Origin of the sequence: Mycobacterium sp. SMC-16 (assembly GCF_046250085.1) — a bacterium.
GTDB lineage: Bacteria > Actinomycetota > Actinomycetes > Mycobacteriales > Mycobacteriaceae > Mycobacterium > Mycobacterium phocaicum.
Genome location: NZ_CP176427.1, coordinates 1,022,923 through 1,036,982, shown reverse-complemented (window position 1 = coordinate 1,036,982; position 14,060 = coordinate 1,022,923). Strand labels below are relative to the sequence as shown.

Sequence of the window (14,060 nt, the reverse complement as noted above, 5' to 3'; positions counted from 1 at the left end):
CGTCAGGACTGGTCGAGCAGGCCGAGGCGCGCCGCCTCGGCCACGGCTTCGGCGCGCGACGACACCGACAGCTTGCGGTAGATCGCCTTGGCCTGGCTCTTGACGGTCTCCCGCCCGAGGTGCAGCTCACCGGCGATCTTCTGCAGCGACAGGTGCGTCGCCAGGTGCGGGAGCAGACGCAGCTCGGCCGCGGTCAGCGATGGCCGCGGCCCGTGCTGCGCATGTGCCGCAAGCAATTCCCGCACGAGCCAGCCGCAGGTGCACCGCGGCGGCGTCGGGCTCCCGCCGGGCGGCCAGCAGCCCCGCGTCCAGATGCCGACGGCACAGTTCGGGGTCGTCGATCTCGAGGGCAGTGGCCGCCGTCAGCGCATGGCCCAGTGCCGCCGTGCGCGCCGCCAGGTCCCCCAGCCGGTCCAGCAGCCGCTCGGCACCACGCACCGCATCTCGCGCCCCGGCCGCGTCACCGCGATGACTACGCACCAACCCGTCCACCGCGTACACCAACACCACGGGCACCAGATCGCACAGGTCGCGGGAGTCCACGATGCCGCGGGCCTGCGCGCTGCGCTGCGCCGCGGACTGCAGGGCGCCGTCGTCGAGATCCAGCAGCGCCAGATGCGCCAGCGCCACGGCCCGGAATCCGGGCAGATCATCGAGGACCGGGAGCGAAGATTCCAGTGTCGCCCTGGCACTTTCGGCGTCACCGGCCATCGACAGCGCGCCGCCCTTCACCGAAGCGGCCGCGCCCCACCACGGATTGACGAGGTGATCGCCGGCAGCACAGACCGTGTCGGCGTGCCGGACCACCTCGAGTACCCCGCCGATGCCGACGAGCGAACCGACCAGGGCCGCAGCCACTTTCACCGACGGTGCGCCGTCTGCCAGGGCCGCACCACGGTCCGCGGCAGCGGCCAGCAGCAGGGACCGCTGGATCAGATCGGCGTCCCCCAGCGTCAGCCCGAACCAGGCCCGGGCGATCGCGGCATCGGGGTGATCGGCGAAGACGTGCTCATCGAGCAAACTCAGCCGCCGCTCCAAGATGCCTGCGCGGCCATCGAAGCCGAGACGCACGGCATCGCGTTCCACCAGTGCCGCGGCGTGTGCCGGGTCGTCGGCCGCGAGCGCCTGCAGGAGGGCACCGTCGATGTCGCCGGCGCGCTCGAGATGCTCTGCCGCCCGGGACGCCAGGGCCCGGAACCGCTCCGGATCGCGATTGCGAAGCCGCGCCCGGAGCAGGTCGGCGAACAACCGGTGGTAGCGGTACTCGGCACCCTGCTCATCGACTGAGACCAGGAAAAGGTTGCCCGAGGCGTGGATGGCGCTCAGCATGTCGGCTGAATCATCGCGCTGCAGAACACTGTTCAGATCGTCGGCGGCGAAGTGGTCGAGCACCGCCGATTCCACAAGAAACGCCTCGACGGCCGGGTCCAGCCGGCTCAGCACTTCTTCGACCAGATAGTCGGCGACCAGGCGGTGACGTCCGGTGATCACGTCGGCGGACGAACCGTCCCGCAACGCCATGGCCGCCATCACCACGCCGGCCGCCCAGCCCTCGCAGCGGTCGACCACCAGCGCGGCCGTCGGGCCGACCGGTCCACCGACCGCGCCGAGGGCCGATTCCGCCTCTGCGACAGAGAGTTTCAGCTCCGCCGTGCCGACCTCGAGGACGTTGCCCTGCAGCCTGCGCCGCGCCAGATCGAGCGGCGGCGCGGTGCGGCCGATCAGCGTCAGCGTCGTCGACTCCGGAGCCAGCTGGACCAGGGCCCGCAGCGCCGACACCGCCGCTTCGTGCGTCAGCTCGTGAATATCGTCCAGCACCAACACAATCGGTCCGGCGGACTCCAGCGCCGCGATCGCCGCGGGAATCAGTTGGGTTTCCACGGCCCGGCCGGCGCCGCGGAGGTACTGAAACGTCGCGGCATCGACCGCGGCCACCTGGTCCACCGCCGTCATCAGGTGCAGCAACAGATGGGCGGGGTCGTTGTCGAGATGATCGAGCCGCACCCAGGCGAAGGGCCGGCCGTCGGACTGGTCCCAGAGCGCCACCGCCGTCGTCTTGCCGTATCCCGCGGGCGCGGTGACCACCACCAGTTCGGCGCCCGAATCGGACAGCAATCCGGTGATCGCCGGCCGCGCGATGACGCCGCCGCCGAGCCGGGGCGGGCCGTAGGTGGCCGTCGGGACGTGCGCTACCCAGCCTTCCCCTGCCACCTTGGCATCGTAGGTGCGTCTCCCGCGTCCACCCAACCACGCCATTTTTGACCATAGCGTCGAATACGTTGATACGGTGCGCTCGAGGATGGGAGCGACCATGGGCAACACAATCCGCGCCGTGGCGGCCACGGCAGCAGTGCTCGGCCTCGTGGCGGGCTGTGGCGGCAAGGCCGACTCCGGCGCCAACGGCTCATCGAGCTCAACGGCGACCAGCACCTCGGCCGCAGCGCCGGCCAGTCCCGCCGAACTGCAGGCGCTGGTCCCGACACCCGGCGGTACCGCCCAGACCTGGGGCCCAGACTCGATCGCGGACAACGGGATTCATCTCAGCTTCAAGGTGACGGGCGCCCCCACTGAGGTCGTCACGGCGTACAAGACCGCGCTCGAAGGCAAGGGCTGGGCCGTCACCACCATCGTGTCGTCCGACGGCGGGCCGGGAGGCGGCGGCGGTGCCACCTACACCGGCACGCACGGCGACAGCTACGGCGTCTTCGACGGCGGCGGGATGGGCACCGAGACGTACCTCAACGTGTGCGCATGGCCGGCCAAGCCGGCCCAGCCGAACTGCAGCCGCAAGCGCTGACCGCGCCGAGAGTGGGGCCTACGACCAGGCTTTGACCGATTTTTCGGCCATATCGCCCACTCTCGTCGCGATCGAACTAGCTCTTGACGGCCTTCGGCGCCTGCCAGGTGCCGGTGAGAGCTTCCTCCTTGGGCCAGTACAGCCGCATGATCATCTGGAACGGACCCTCGGGGGCCGGCAGCCAGTTGGCTTCCTTGTCCGCTCCTGGCGACTGGTTCTGTACGTAGATCGTGATGCCGCCGTCGGCATCCTTGATCAGGTTGGGCAGCATCGGCGAGTTGATCAGGTAGCGGTTGATCGGGTTGGCCACCAGCAGGCTCTGCGGCATCTTGTACATCGTCAGCGACCAGAACGAGTTCACCGGCGGCAGCTGCCCTGGCGCGAAGCGCAGCGTGTACTTGTCGGCACCGGTCAGTGGGGCGCCGGTCGAATCGACCGACACCACCGGGTAGATGGCCTCGGCGGCCGTGTTGCCGTAGATGCCGAGCACCGCGGCGGCCATCCGGTACAGGTAATTGCCGTTGAGGAATTCACGCGTGCCGAACAGCTGAGCCGACGTCACCTGTCCGGTGGCGAGCTTGTCCTTCTTGAAGGCATCGGTTTCGGCCCATGCGTCGGCGATACCGGCCTTGACCGCCTCCAGCTTCTCCTTGCTCAACTTGTCGGCATTGAAGTCACCGTCGGGGCCGATGCCGATCTTGGCGAAACGCGCACGCACGTCCTGCTCGCCCGGCAGCACCGGCGCGTACTTCAGCACGAAGTTGAGGGTCTCGAAGAACTTGGGCGAGGTCTTCTCGTCCTCGGCCGAGAGTGGCACGGCAAAATCGACTGGCGGCGCGGCCTTTGCGGGCTGGTGCTCGAAGGCCGACAGCGGCTCGACGGTGTAGCCGGCCTGAATCTTCTTGACGTTGTCCAGGTCTGCCGGGTCGAACAGCTGGGTGCGGTAGATGACCTGTGCGAACTGGGTGTCCGAGCGGATCACCTCGTTGATGCCGGCGGGCTTCTCGCCCTGCCAATCCGGACCTGCCAGAAGGTATTTCCCGCCACCGTTACCGGTGGCCCGGCTGCCGACATAGGCGAAGTTGTAGGTGTAGCCGTCGATGAACTGCAGCGAGAAGTAGCGGTTGGCCTCGATCGGCGGCACCGTCAGGACCAGCGGTTCGGCGCGCAGGTCGGCCCCGAGCATCGTGTACGGGGTGTCCGAGTTGGGCGTCTGAATCGCGGTGTCCTCGGGCGTGAACACCCGGGCGATGCTGTGGGGCCTGTTCCACTCGCCCTTGTACTGCGGGTTGGCCTTGTCGACGAAGTAGGCGTACTGGATGCGGTAGGAGTCCACCATCGGAAAGCCGTAGATGTAGGCGTCTTTCGCGATCGCGCGGACGTCGTCCTGGCCGGCGGCGGTAGGAGTCGACGAGCTGGCGCCGGGTGATTCCGTCCCCTTTCCGCAGCCGGTCATCGCGCCCATCAGCACGACGGCCAATCCCGCAACCCAGAACTTCATGCACAACTCCCGCTCGTCGAGTGTTCATGCCGCCACAGGCGACACACAGCAAAGCCGTTTCTACCACGCATCCAGCCAAGGTGACGGCACCGTCAACGACTGTTTCACTTGCCCGCCATCGGGTAGCCAACTGACGAGGTTGAAAAGCCCTGGCTCAGAACGGTTGGAACCCGATGGAACGATCAACTGCACGCGCCTCCGCACGACACCGCGGAAGCCCTCAGTCCGATGGCGGGATCTGCCGTTCGACGTCCTGTACATGCCCAGCGTCCTTGGGGGATCCGATGAATGAGATGCTGCGAGTCAGTGCACCTGTCGTCGGCCGGAGCGGCGAATACACGTTGCGATGCACCGGCGAACTCGATGGGGTGTCATATCGGGCGTTGCGCGACAGCGTGGTCGAGGCCGCACTGGACGAACCGCGCGTGGTGATCGTCGATGTCAACGAGTTGCACGTGCCTGACGCGTCAGCCTGGTCGGTGTTTTCAAGTGCCCGTTGGCTCGTGCGGACCTGGCCCGACGTGCCGATCTTGCTGGTGTGCGCCAACGATGCCGCCCGCCAGCTCATCCGCCAAGGCGGTATCACGCGCTACGTGCCGGCATTCGCCACAATGCGGGATGCGCTGCAGTCGATGGACGACGAGTGGCCCCGACCGCGGCGCCGGGCACGAGCCGAACTTCCTGCGCACGTCAGCAGCATCATCGACGCACAACGGCTGATCGGTGGCTGGCTGTCCGGGTGGTCGTGCGCCCCCTTCATCCCAGGCGCGGCGACGGTCGCCGCGGCCTTCGTCGAAAATGTACTGCGGCACACGGATTCGGCGCCCACGCTTCGGGCGGAGTACGACGGCCGCGTGGTCGCGATAGCAGTCGAGGACGGCAGCGCCACATTGGCGCAGCGCAGGGAAGAGGCTCACTACGGCACCAGCCACCTATCAGGCCTGGCAATGGTGACTGCGCTGGCTCGCGTGTGGGGAAACCTCCCGACGCCGAGGGGCAAGATCGTGTGGGCCGTCATGGGCCATGAGAACGTCTTATAGCTCCGTCAGGGCTCGAGGCCGATCAGAGCTGCCTGGCCTTGTCGATCACCCGTCGCGACAGCCTGAGCAGGTCGGTGCCGCTGCTCAGCGACAGGCGTTTCAACATCTGGAAGGCCTCTGGATCACCGACCTGAAACCGTTCCATCAGAAGCGCTTTCGCCCGCCCCACGACGTCCCAGTTGTCCAGCACGTGCCGAACCAGATCGCGCGGCTGCGCACCGCCGACCGCCAACGCGGTATGCGTCGCGACCACATAGCCGATCTCCTCGGCGTGCCGGTCGAATGCGTTGGGTTCGTCCGCGTAGACCATCAGCGCGCCGACCGAACGGGCCGTGGTGAAGAGGCGGAAGGACAGCACCGCGCGGATGGGCGTCGACCTGAGCACATCTCGTCGATAGGCCGGCCAGCGATCGTCGGCCTCCAGATCGTTCACCCGTAGGACGTCGCGCTTCCATGCCGCGCTCAGGAACGGTCCTTGATGTTGGTACTGCTGAATGGCATCCATCACGGCGGCATACGAATGCGTCATGACAACCGTATCCAGCTGGGCGGGAAAGCCGGCGGTCGTCACACCTGCGTACTTCGCGGCGGGTATCTCGCGGACGGCGTGATCGACCATTCGCTGCAATGTCGCTTCACGGGTGCCGAGACATGCGACTGAACCACCGGCGGCATCAACAAGCCGCTGGCCGCGCCCACTGCTGGAACCGAAAGACGTTCCTGTCACGCCGCACACCTCTTGCACAAGCGTACGCCGCGGCGGGCCCCGCGGGTGCTCACGGATTGATGGTGTTCTCGCCGTCCTGACGACCCCAGACGTACTCGGATGCGAACGGCGATCCGAGACCGAAGTGGTTGTACGGAGCGATCGACGCACCGGTGTCCATCACCATGTACGGCATGGGCCAGATGTCGCGGGTGACGGTCCAGCAACCGGGCCTCCCCATGGGTCCGCCCCGGGCATTGATCCGGGGCAGGTTGTCGGGGTAGACGTACTGGTTCGCCGAGCCGACGAGCGCGGTATGTGAGATCAGCGAGTAGCCGTTGCCGCCGACGGCGAAGGACGTGGCCTCCACGGCGCGCGGCAGAGCCCTTATGCCGCAATCGATCTCGGGACTGTACTTGTCCAGCACCTGGGACGTCGGTAGCAGATCTTGCGCGCCACGCACCAGGTACGGGCCACCCCGCTCGAAGATGTCGCCGCCGGTGTTGCCGAACCCGACCGACGCCATCAACGCCTGATCGATGTTGTCGCGCTGATCATTCAAGGTGCGCTCGGTGGTCACCGCATTCTTCAGGCCGTCCCACAAATCCGGCGACGCGTTGGCGTAGACCTCGGCGAGATCGGCGAGTGCACGGTTGTCATGCCGGATGGTCGGCATCCGCTGGTTGAGGTCAGCCAGGATGACGTTGCCGTTCACCAGCGACTGACCGAACTTCTCGCCCAACCCGTCGAGGGCCTGCGCCGCGGCGGCCAGGGTGGCGTTCAGCTTCACCGGGTCGACCTGTTCGGAGATCGCCGTGATGGTCTCGAACAGCGTGTTGAATTCCGTGGTGACGCTGACGGCGTTCACGGTGTCGCCGCCTTTGAGCCGCTGCGGCGTCTGATTCGGCGGGGAGGTCATGGAGATGTACTTGTTGCCGAAAACCGTTGTGGCGAGCAGCTTGACGTCCACGTTGCGCGGGAGCACGTCGAGGTAGCGCGGATCGACGTCGAGAATCAATTTGGCTTGGGCCTTCTCGCCGGGGGCGGCCACCACCTCGCTCCCCTTGAGCCGCCCGATCGGCACACCGTTGTAGGTGACCTTCGAGCCGTTGTCCATCGACAGCCCGGCCCGACTGGCCAGCACATACACCTGAGCCTTGCTGTCGAAGGCGCCACGGAACTGGAGCCAGGTGAGCGTCATCCCCGCGGCGGCAACGAGAGCCACGATCAGGCCGGCGATCTTGTACGGCGGGGTGCGATCCCTGTTGAGCGGCGCATGGACCTGGCCCGCGGCGACGGGCGGTAACGGCTGCAGTGGCGGCCGCGGTTTCGTCATGGCACTCCAGCGTCGAATCGAGGTGTGGCCGGGCGCCGTTGTCCGGCCTTGATCGAGACTGAAATGCAGGGTACGACCGTCGCCACCCTGGCGGCACGCAAATGACAAACCTCTAGCAAAGCGTAAATTGACGCGAGGGCCAGCCGATGACCATCGTCTCGCCATCACAAAGTAGGTGCCACCAATGTGATGACGACTGTCAGCAAATTGCGGGTCTGGCAGGCCCGAGCGACGGGAACAAATGCTGTGAACTTGCTGAACAGCGTCCCGTACGATCCTCAAACGCCGGGGCCACGCATCGAGTAGCGCACCTGGCATCACAGCACTGGCGAACACGACGGGCGGGATGAGCATGATCGACTTCCAAAATGGCAGCTTCATCAAGTTGGGCCCCAGCGATCCCGCGCAGGCCTCAGCCGAACTGGCCCCCATGCTTGTCGACGGCGAGCAGGTCTACCTCGCCTTCAAAGGTATGCGCGATTCCGTCGTCTTCACCAACAAACGCATGATCGCGATCAACGTACAGGGCTTGACGGGAAAGAAGCGCGACTATTCATCGCTGCCCTACAACAAGATTCAGGCCTGGAGCATCGAAACCGCAGGGAAATTCGACCTCGATGCCGAGCTCGAGTTGTGGTTCTCCGGCCTCGGTAAGGTGCACCTCGATTTCAAGGGTCAGGTCGATATCCGGACGATCGGAAAATTGATCGGCGACCACGTACTTTGACCTACGGCACCGCCTGCGGAGTCACCAGGAATTTCTCGCCGGTGGCCTTCTTGAGGTAGCTGTTGAACGCCTCGGGCTTGAGCAGGCCGGCCAGCGAGACTTCCTGGGTGTAGGTGCTCGCAAAGGTCGTGGTGAGTTCTGCGGCGACGCGCGCCCGCAGCCGACCGATGACCTCGGCCCCCGCACTGGCCAGGAACGGTGTGAGCAGCCAGCCGCCGATGCCCCACGACATACCGAAGCTTCGGTTGAGGATCGTCGGGCCGGTGTCGAGGCTGCCGTAGATGTACACCTGCTTGTGCACGGCCGAGCCGTAGCGGGAGTACTGCGTCGCGGTCGCATTGGCCGCCTGCTCCATGGCGTTGAGGATCTGACTGGCCAGCGTGCCCCCACCGGTGGCGTCGAAGGCCAGGGTCGCAGAGGTGGCTTTGAGCGCTTCGAACAGATCCTGCTCGAAAGTCGTTGCGGCTGAGTTGCATACGTACTCGGCACCCAAGTCCCGCAGGATTTCTTCCTGCTCGGCCTTGCGGACGATGTTGACCAGCGGCACGCCGTCCGCGATGCAGATCTTGACCAGCATCTGCCCCAGATTCGACGCCGCCGCTGTGTGCACCAGGGCCGAATGTCCTTCGCGGCGCATGGTTTCCACCATGCCCAGCGCTGTCAGCGGGTTGACGAACGACGACGCCCCGTCCTTCGCCGTCGCACCGTCGGGCAGCACCAGACAGGCCGCGGCCTTGACGACGCGGTACTGCGCATACATGGCGCCGCCCGCGATGCCCACCACCTTGCCCAGGAGCGCCTGCGCCGCGTCCGACTCGCCCGCCGCCACGACGGTGCCGGCACCTTCGTTGCCGACCGGAAGCGATTGACCGACGCGGACGGACAGATGAGCCAACGCCCCGGGCGGCAGCGGCGCGGTGACAACCGGTCGCTCCGGGGTGCCCGTGACCGTCGCGGCCGACATGTCGGCGCCGGGGATCAGCAGGCCCAGATCCGACGGGTTGACCGGCGACGCCTCGACGCGGACGACGACTTCGTCCGCCGCCGGGGCGGGGATGTCGACGTCCTGCAGCGAGAGTTCGAGCATGCCGTCCGGGGTGACCAGGGAGCGCAGTTCGAGGGCTTTCTCGGGTAATTCACTCATTTTGGCGCTCCCCTAAATCTTGCTGGCCGCGAAATCGGCAGCCTGCGTGACCTTTCCGGACTGCACATAGGAACCGTGGGCACCGACGTCGAAGCCACCGCCCACCCAGCAGATCGGGTCGCCCTCGGCGCATTGATCGATGGCATTGGCGACGTACTGCGGCGCCAGCTCTGGCAGCGGTCCGCCGGCGAGCATCGCAGAGAAACCGGTGCGCGGCGCACCAAAGAGTGCGGTGGCGGCGACGCGACTGGCGAGCTGCGGTGCCGCGTTGGTGGCGCCTTCGATGACCGCCGCCCCCTGCGAGTAGCCACCGAGCACCATCTTGGTCTTCGGGCAGCTGGCCGCGGTGGACTCGATGACCGCCCGTGCGGCGTCGATGCCCGCCGGGGTGCTGACGGCGAAGTCGTTGCTCGCCGGGTAGTCGACCGGCGTCGCCTCGACGGTGCGCGGCGCCACCCGCGCACGCAGATCCTCGACGAAGGGGCGACCGACACTGCCCAGGCCTGGCGCCTCGGTGGTGCCGCGGGCGAACACGACCTGGACATCGGGGCACGGTGCGGCGGTTGCGACGGGTGCGACGGCCGAGACGACGGGGGCCACGGCAGCGAAGGCGAAGATCAACGCGAGGTTGCGGGTCATACCGACCGATCGTAGGTCGGTGGCACAGGTTCGCAACGGGTTTGGTCCGTCACTACAGCGGTTGCGAGGTGATCTCCAGCCAGGCCTGGAATTCCTTCTTTACGCGGCGACGGTCCATCCGTCGGGCATGCGAGCGTTCGCGGGCCAGGCGCAGTCCCTTGGGCGGGGCCGCGCTGCCGGTCCGATAATCCATTGGTGCCGAACGGGTTCCAGGAGTTTTCGATAACGGCGGCGCCGCTTTTCGATCCGGCAGCCGAGTGGGGTGGGCGCGGCGCAGACGAGTCGCCATCACCTCACACCCGGCACCAACGAGTAGCACCAACACCGCCGCCATTTCGTACTCTGCGTACATCATGATGGTGCCTTCTCTCCGCGCCGTCAGGGCGGCACTGCCTCGGCCTTGGCCGACTGAGAATGGGGTGGGTTGATGCCTTCTACGATCGTCCGCCTGACCAGGCAGTGTGATGGCCCGAATAGCGATATTCAGTCGAGTATCAGAGGGCACGCTCCAGCGAAGGGTGATCAGACCTTCGTGGCACCCATATCGACCGTCAACTGTGTTGCCGTGACCGCGCGCGATAGATCCGACGCCAGGTAGATCACGGCGTCGGAGATGTCGTCGACGCTCGCGGGAAACGGGTCGCTGAGCATGCAGCCGGATGACATCAGGTAGCTCGGGTGGTCGGTCAGCAACGTGCCAACGGTGGGGTCTGCGGCGAGCACAGTGTCGACGCCCCACGGGTGGATTGAGTTGACCCGGATCTTGTACTCGGCGAGTTCGATGGCTGCCGACTTCGTCAGTCCGACCACGCCGTGCTTGGCGGCGCTGTAGTGCGCTTGGCCCGGCAGCGACTTGATGCCGGCGACCGAACTGATGTTGATGATCGAGCCACCGTTGCCCGCGGAAATCATGTGTGGGACGGCCGCTTTCATCGAGCGCCAGACCCCGGTGAGGTTGACGTCGATCATTGCCTGCCACTCGTCGTCCGGCATCTCCCAGAACCGCGCCCAGGTGCTGATACCGGCGTTGGCGACGACGATGTCGAGACGTCCACCGAACCTGTCGACGCCGTCTTTGAGTATCTCGTCCATGGCCGCGGAGTTGCGGACGTCGGCGACCGCCATCAGGCACTTGCCACCCGCGGCCTCGACCAGCTCACCGACGCCCCTTCACGAGCGAGCCGTATCGCGTGATTACGTCCCATGCCGCGCGCAGTTCCGGTCACGAACGCAACCCTGCCGTCGAGAAGGCCCATGGCAACCCTCCGGTTCTTGCTGATGCCACCGAAATGCCCGTGGAATCAGTAAACGCGCGGTGGTGGGGATTTGCTAGAGCCGGCGGGCGGGTACCGCTGACACGGGCCACAGTCGAGTGCCCCCAGTCGGACTCGAACCGACTCTGGGCGAATTTCAACTCCGCCAACACATGTTCACGGGTGTTTCCTGAATTGCTCTTGCTGTTGTCTCGCAATATTATTCGTGGGCTGATGCTTCTCCGCGTTCGCCGATGCCGCGCCCGAGTTGTGACACCGTCGCGTCAGCGAGCCCTGCCACTCGAGACACGTTCGAGGCCGAGATGATGGGCTGGCGAGAAACGGTGGAGCCGATTGAACGGCAGCAGCATCTAACTAAGGGCGAGTCCACACAATTGGCCTTTCGGCCCGCCACTCCCTCTCGGGTCGCGGGTCGAAGCCGTTCGTTAGCGGAAACCACTCAGTACGCGGGACGATGGGAGCTGTGGCAACTCATTTTGGGGGCAGGTGGAGTATCCGTACTGACCGGGGCGTGGTCGTTGTTGAACGACTGGGCTTGACCCCTGATGGTGGACACCTAACTGGTGGGACTGCTGGTCCTGCGGGAAGGATGTCCGTATGGCGGGCAAGCGTAAGAAGTACACCCCGGAGTTTCGGGAGCAGGCTGCCCGCCTGGTGATCGAGACGGGACGTCCGATCGCGCATGTGGCCGCGGAGATGAATCTGGGTGAGCAGTTGTTGGGTCGGTGGGTGCGCCAGGCCCGCGAGTCGGCCGGGGATACTGGCGGGGTGCTTGATGTTGATGAGCGCGCCGAGTTGGAGCGGCTGCGCAAGGAGAACGCTGAATTGCGTTTGGACCGTGAGTTTTTAAAAAAAGCGGCAGCCTTCTTCGCCTCCGAACAGAACCGGTAGATGCTTACCGGATCATCGAGGCGGAGAAGGCGAACTTCAGCATTGTGCGGATGTGCCGACTGCTGGTGGTATCGCGGTCGGGGTTCTACAAGTGGCGTGTGGCCGGCGCTGCCGGTCCTACGCCGGCCCAGCAGCGCCGTAAGCGCCTCGACACCGCAGTTGCGGGGTTTCATGCCGACTCCGACGGGGTGAACGGCGCACCGCGCATCCTGGCCGATCTACGGGAGGATGGCTGGGTGGTCTCGTGCAAGACGGTGGCGGCATCACTGCGCCGCCAAGGTTTGTTCGGGATCAGTCCGCGCACTTTCGGTCCGCCGACCACCGTGGCGGACCCGGATGCCGAAGCGATCCCGGACCTGGTCAAACGTCGTTTCGATACCGGTGTGCTCAACGCGGTGTGGACCAGCGACATCACCTATCTGCGGACTGGGGAAGGCTGGTTGTATCTGGCGGCGGTACGGGACGGGCATTCGCGGCGGGTGATCGGTTGGGCGATCGCCGATACCCTGCATACCGATGTTGTCGAGTCGGCGTTGACGATGGCGATCGCGTTGCGTGGCCCGTTGCCGGAGAAGGTGATTTTCCATGCCGATCGGGGCTGTCAGTACACCTCGGCGCAGCTGGCTCGGTTCGCCCGGGAGAACAACCTGCTGCGGTCGGTGGGCCGTACCGGGGTGTGCTGGGATAACGCTGCGACTGAATCATTATGGGCGACACTGAAAGTCGAGTTTTACGACCGGCGGTTGTGGCCGACGAAAGCTGCCGCTAGGCTCGCCGTCGGTGACTGGATCGAGCGGGTCTACAACCGCCGCCGGCGTCACAGCGCACTGGGCATGATCAGCCCCGTCGAGTTTGAAAACCGGATCAATCAGACGGCACAAGCCGCCTGACCCTGTGTCCACCAAACAGGGTCAAGCCCACCTCGCATGCCGGCACCGAACTATGGCGGGTCGAGTGGGACAACATCGGGGCCGCTGATCCGCCCCGGCGTGTTCGGAGGCTCTGTTATGTGAGTGCCTCCTCGGTTTGAGGGTGCTGGAGGCGATGGTAGTAGAGCGCTTCGGCCCGGTCCGGTGTCAGGTCCTGGCAGTAGCCGTTGGGCCGCTGACGGTTGTAGAACGCGACCCATTCGGCCGTTGCCAGGGACAGCTCGGTAGCTCCCGGATACAGCGGCTGGTTGTCGATGAGCTCGGTCTTGTAACTGCTGTTCACTGATTCGGCCAGGGCATTATCGAAGCTGTCACCGACGGTCCCGATCGACGGCAAGATCCCTTCGGCAGCAAGGTGTTCAGTGAACGCGACCGCCGTATATTGTGAGCCCGCATCGCTATGATGGACGAGATCTGCCAAAGTTGTTGCACCAGAACGCTTCCGGGTATCAATAGCGTGATTTATCGCGTCGGTGACCAGCTTCTGAGTCATCTCGGTGGCCACCTTCCAGCCCACGATCTTGCGGGCGTAGACGTCAGTGACGAACGCCGTGTAGGCCCAGCCGGCACGGGTACGGCAATAGGTGAAATCGGCCACCCACAACCGGTCCGGCGCCGCGGCGACGAAACACCGCTGCACCCGATCCGGAGCCCGCATCGCAGCCGGGTCAGCAACGGTGGTTAGCACCCGGCGCCGCTTGCACGCCCCGCGCCACCCCATTTCCCGCATCACTCGCTCCACCACGCACCGAGAAACATCAATTCCGTTGGTGCGCAGTACAATCCATGTCTTGCGCGCGCCCAGTACCTTAAACAATGCCGATGACTTACGTAGCCGCCAGATCGCGTCGATGATCTGCGCGTCCGCCAGATCGGCCGTTGACGGGCCGTCACCGACTCGATGTGCGTAATACGTCGACGGGGCGATAGCAATGCCGTACTCGGTAAGCACGGCACACATCGACTCGACACCCCACTTGAGACCATCAGCGCCCACCCGGTGACCCAGGTGGGCGCTGATGAACTCCACGACTACTGATGTGGCCGGTCCGTGAAAGTCGGCCCGGGACGCGGTG

12 protein-coding genes and 2 pseudogenes are annotated in these 14,060 nt (G+C 65.6%); 4 read left to right on the top strand and 10 right to left on the bottom strand.

The window, feature by feature from the left end:
• Window positions 1-2: 2 nt before the first annotated feature.
• Both ACJEIK_RS05000 and ACJEIK_RS04995 read right to left on the bottom strand, forming a co-directional pair.
• Window positions 3-245 (bottom strand): LuxR C-terminal-related transcriptional regulator, encoded by a 243-nt coding sequence (locus ACJEIK_RS05000; RefSeq protein ID WP_409431130.1) that lies wholly within the window; start codon window positions 243-245, stop codon window positions 3-5.
• Window positions 127-2,211, bottom strand: coding sequence for an AAA family ATPase (locus tag ACJEIK_RS04995; RefSeq protein ID WP_409431129.1), 2,085 nt, complete (start codon window positions 2,209-2,211; stop codon window positions 127-129). The genes ACJEIK_RS05000 and ACJEIK_RS04995 overlap by 119 nt, the downstream gene beginning before the upstream one ends.
• Before the next feature lie 100 nt (window positions 2,212-2,311).
• Here ACJEIK_RS04995 and ACJEIK_RS04990 point away from each other — a divergent pair, with 100 nt between their 5' ends.
• A complete protein-coding gene (locus ACJEIK_RS04990; RefSeq protein ID WP_061001205.1) occupies window positions 2,312-2,797 on the top strand; it encodes a hypothetical protein in 486 nt (161 codons plus the stop codon).
• Between the two features lie 76 nt (window positions 2,798-2,873).
• Here ACJEIK_RS04990 and ACJEIK_RS04985 read toward each other — a convergent pair whose 3' ends face one another.
• A complete protein-coding gene (locus ACJEIK_RS04985) occupies window positions 2,874-4,298 on the bottom strand; it encodes a DUF1254 domain-containing protein (protein ID WP_061001206.1) in 1,425 nt (474 codons plus the stop codon).
• Window positions 4,299-4,591: 293 nt separating this feature from the next.
• Here ACJEIK_RS04985 and ACJEIK_RS04980 point away from each other — a divergent pair, with 293 nt between their 5' ends.
• A complete protein-coding gene (locus tag ACJEIK_RS04980; protein WP_061001211.1) occupies window positions 4,592-5,338 on the top strand; it encodes an STAS domain-containing protein in 747 nt (248 codons plus the stop codon).
• 22 nt (window positions 5,339-5,360) lie between these two features.
• On the opposite strand, the gene ACJEIK_RS04975 is transcribed toward ACJEIK_RS04980, so the two are convergent.
• Window positions 5,361-6,065 (bottom strand): GAF and ANTAR domain-containing protein, encoded by a 705-nt coding sequence (locus ACJEIK_RS04975; protein WP_267324943.1) that lies wholly within the window; start codon window positions 6,063-6,065, stop codon window positions 5,361-5,363.
• A 49-nt stretch (window positions 6,066-6,114) separates the two neighbouring features.
• The gene (locus tag ACJEIK_RS04970) at window positions 6,115-7,380 is read right to left on the bottom strand and encodes an MCE family protein (RefSeq protein WP_135356302.1); all 1,266 of its coding nucleotides are present in this window, start codon (window positions 7,378-7,380) and stop codon (window positions 6,115-6,117) included.
• Window positions 7,381-7,726: 346 nt separating this feature from the next.
• Here ACJEIK_RS04970 and ACJEIK_RS04965 point away from each other — a divergent pair, with 346 nt between their 5' ends.
• Window positions 7,727-8,107, top strand: a complete 381-nt coding sequence (locus tag ACJEIK_RS04965) for a PH domain-containing protein (RefSeq protein ID WP_234785455.1) — start codon at window positions 7,727-7,729, stop codon at window positions 8,105-8,107.
• 1 nt (window position 8,108) lies between these two features.
• Here the strand turns inward: ACJEIK_RS04965 and ACJEIK_RS04960 are convergent, their stop codons facing one another.
• The 4 genes and pseudogenes from ACJEIK_RS04960 to ACJEIK_RS04945 form a co-directional block, all read right to left on the bottom strand.
• Entirely contained in the window at window positions 8,109-9,251 is a 1,143-nt protein-coding gene (locus ACJEIK_RS04960) for a zinc-binding dehydrogenase (protein WP_406804825.1), read from the bottom strand.
• A gap of 12 nt (window positions 9,252-9,263) precedes the next feature.
• Complete coding sequence (locus ACJEIK_RS04955; protein WP_406804826.1) at window positions 9,264-9,890, bottom strand: cutinase family protein; 627 nt, start codon at window positions 9,888-9,890, stop codon at window positions 9,264-9,266.
• A 52-nt stretch (window positions 9,891-9,942) separates the two neighbouring features.
• The gene (locus tag ACJEIK_RS04950; protein WP_162563358.1) at window positions 9,943-10,083 is read right to left on the bottom strand and encodes a hypothetical protein; all 141 of its coding nucleotides are present in this window, start codon (window positions 10,081-10,083) and stop codon (window positions 9,943-9,945) included.
• Window positions 10,084-10,412: 329 nt separating this feature from the next.
• Window positions 10,413-11,146, bottom strand: a pseudogene (locus tag ACJEIK_RS04945) (mycofactocin-coupled SDR family oxidoreductase).
• A 615-nt stretch (window positions 11,147-11,761) separates the two neighbouring features.
• On the opposite strand from ACJEIK_RS04945, the gene ACJEIK_RS04940 reads away from it, so the two are divergent.
• Window positions 11,762-12,945 (top strand): IS3 family transposase gene (locus ACJEIK_RS04940; RefSeq protein ID WP_109498924.1). Its coding sequence is split into 2 segments (ribosomal slippage): window positions 11,762-12,014 and window positions 12,014-12,945, totalling 1,185 coding nucleotides; the frame shifts between segments, so codons are not numbered across the junction.
• Window positions 12,946-13,060: 115 nt separating this feature from the next.
• Here ACJEIK_RS04940 and ACJEIK_RS04935 read toward each other — a convergent pair.
• A pseudogene (locus ACJEIK_RS04935) lies at window positions 13,061-14,032 on the bottom strand (IS3 family transposase); the annotation flags it as partial.
• Window positions 14,033-14,060: the final 28 nt, after the last annotated feature.

What these genes read in the sequence shown, in the direction of transcription:
- ACJEIK_RS04970 (WP_135356302.1), bottom strand. Translation starts at nt 7,380, where the DNA reads ATGACGAAACCGCGGCCGCCACTGCAGCCGTTACCGCCCGTCGCCGCG.
- ACJEIK_RS04985 (WP_061001206.1), bottom strand. Translation starts at nt 4,298, where the DNA reads ATGAAGTTCTGGGTTGCGGGATTGGCCGTCGTGCTGATGGGCGCGATG.
- ACJEIK_RS04950 (WP_162563358.1), bottom strand. Translation starts at nt 10,083, where the DNA reads ATGGATTATCGGACCGGCAGCGCGGCCCCGCCCAAGGGACTGCGCCTG.
- ACJEIK_RS04955 (WP_406804826.1), bottom strand. Translation starts at nt 9,890, where the DNA reads ATGACCCGCAACCTCGCGTTGATCTTCGCCTTCGCTGCCGTGGCCCCC.
- ACJEIK_RS04990 (WP_061001205.1), top strand. Translation starts at nt 2,312, where the DNA reads ATGGGCAACACAATCCGCGCCGTGGCGGCCACGGCAGCAGTGCTCGGC.
- ACJEIK_RS04980 (WP_061001211.1), top strand. Translation starts at nt 4,592, where the DNA reads ATGCTGCGAGTCAGTGCACCTGTCGTCGGCCGGAGCGGCGAATACACG.
- ACJEIK_RS04960 (WP_406804825.1), bottom strand. Translation starts at nt 9,251, where the DNA reads ATGAGTGAATTACCCGAGAAAGCCCTCGAACTGCGCTCCCTGGTCACC.
- ACJEIK_RS04965 (WP_234785455.1), top strand. Translation starts at nt 7,727, where the DNA reads ATGAGCATGATCGACTTCCAAAATGGCAGCTTCATCAAGTTGGGCCCC.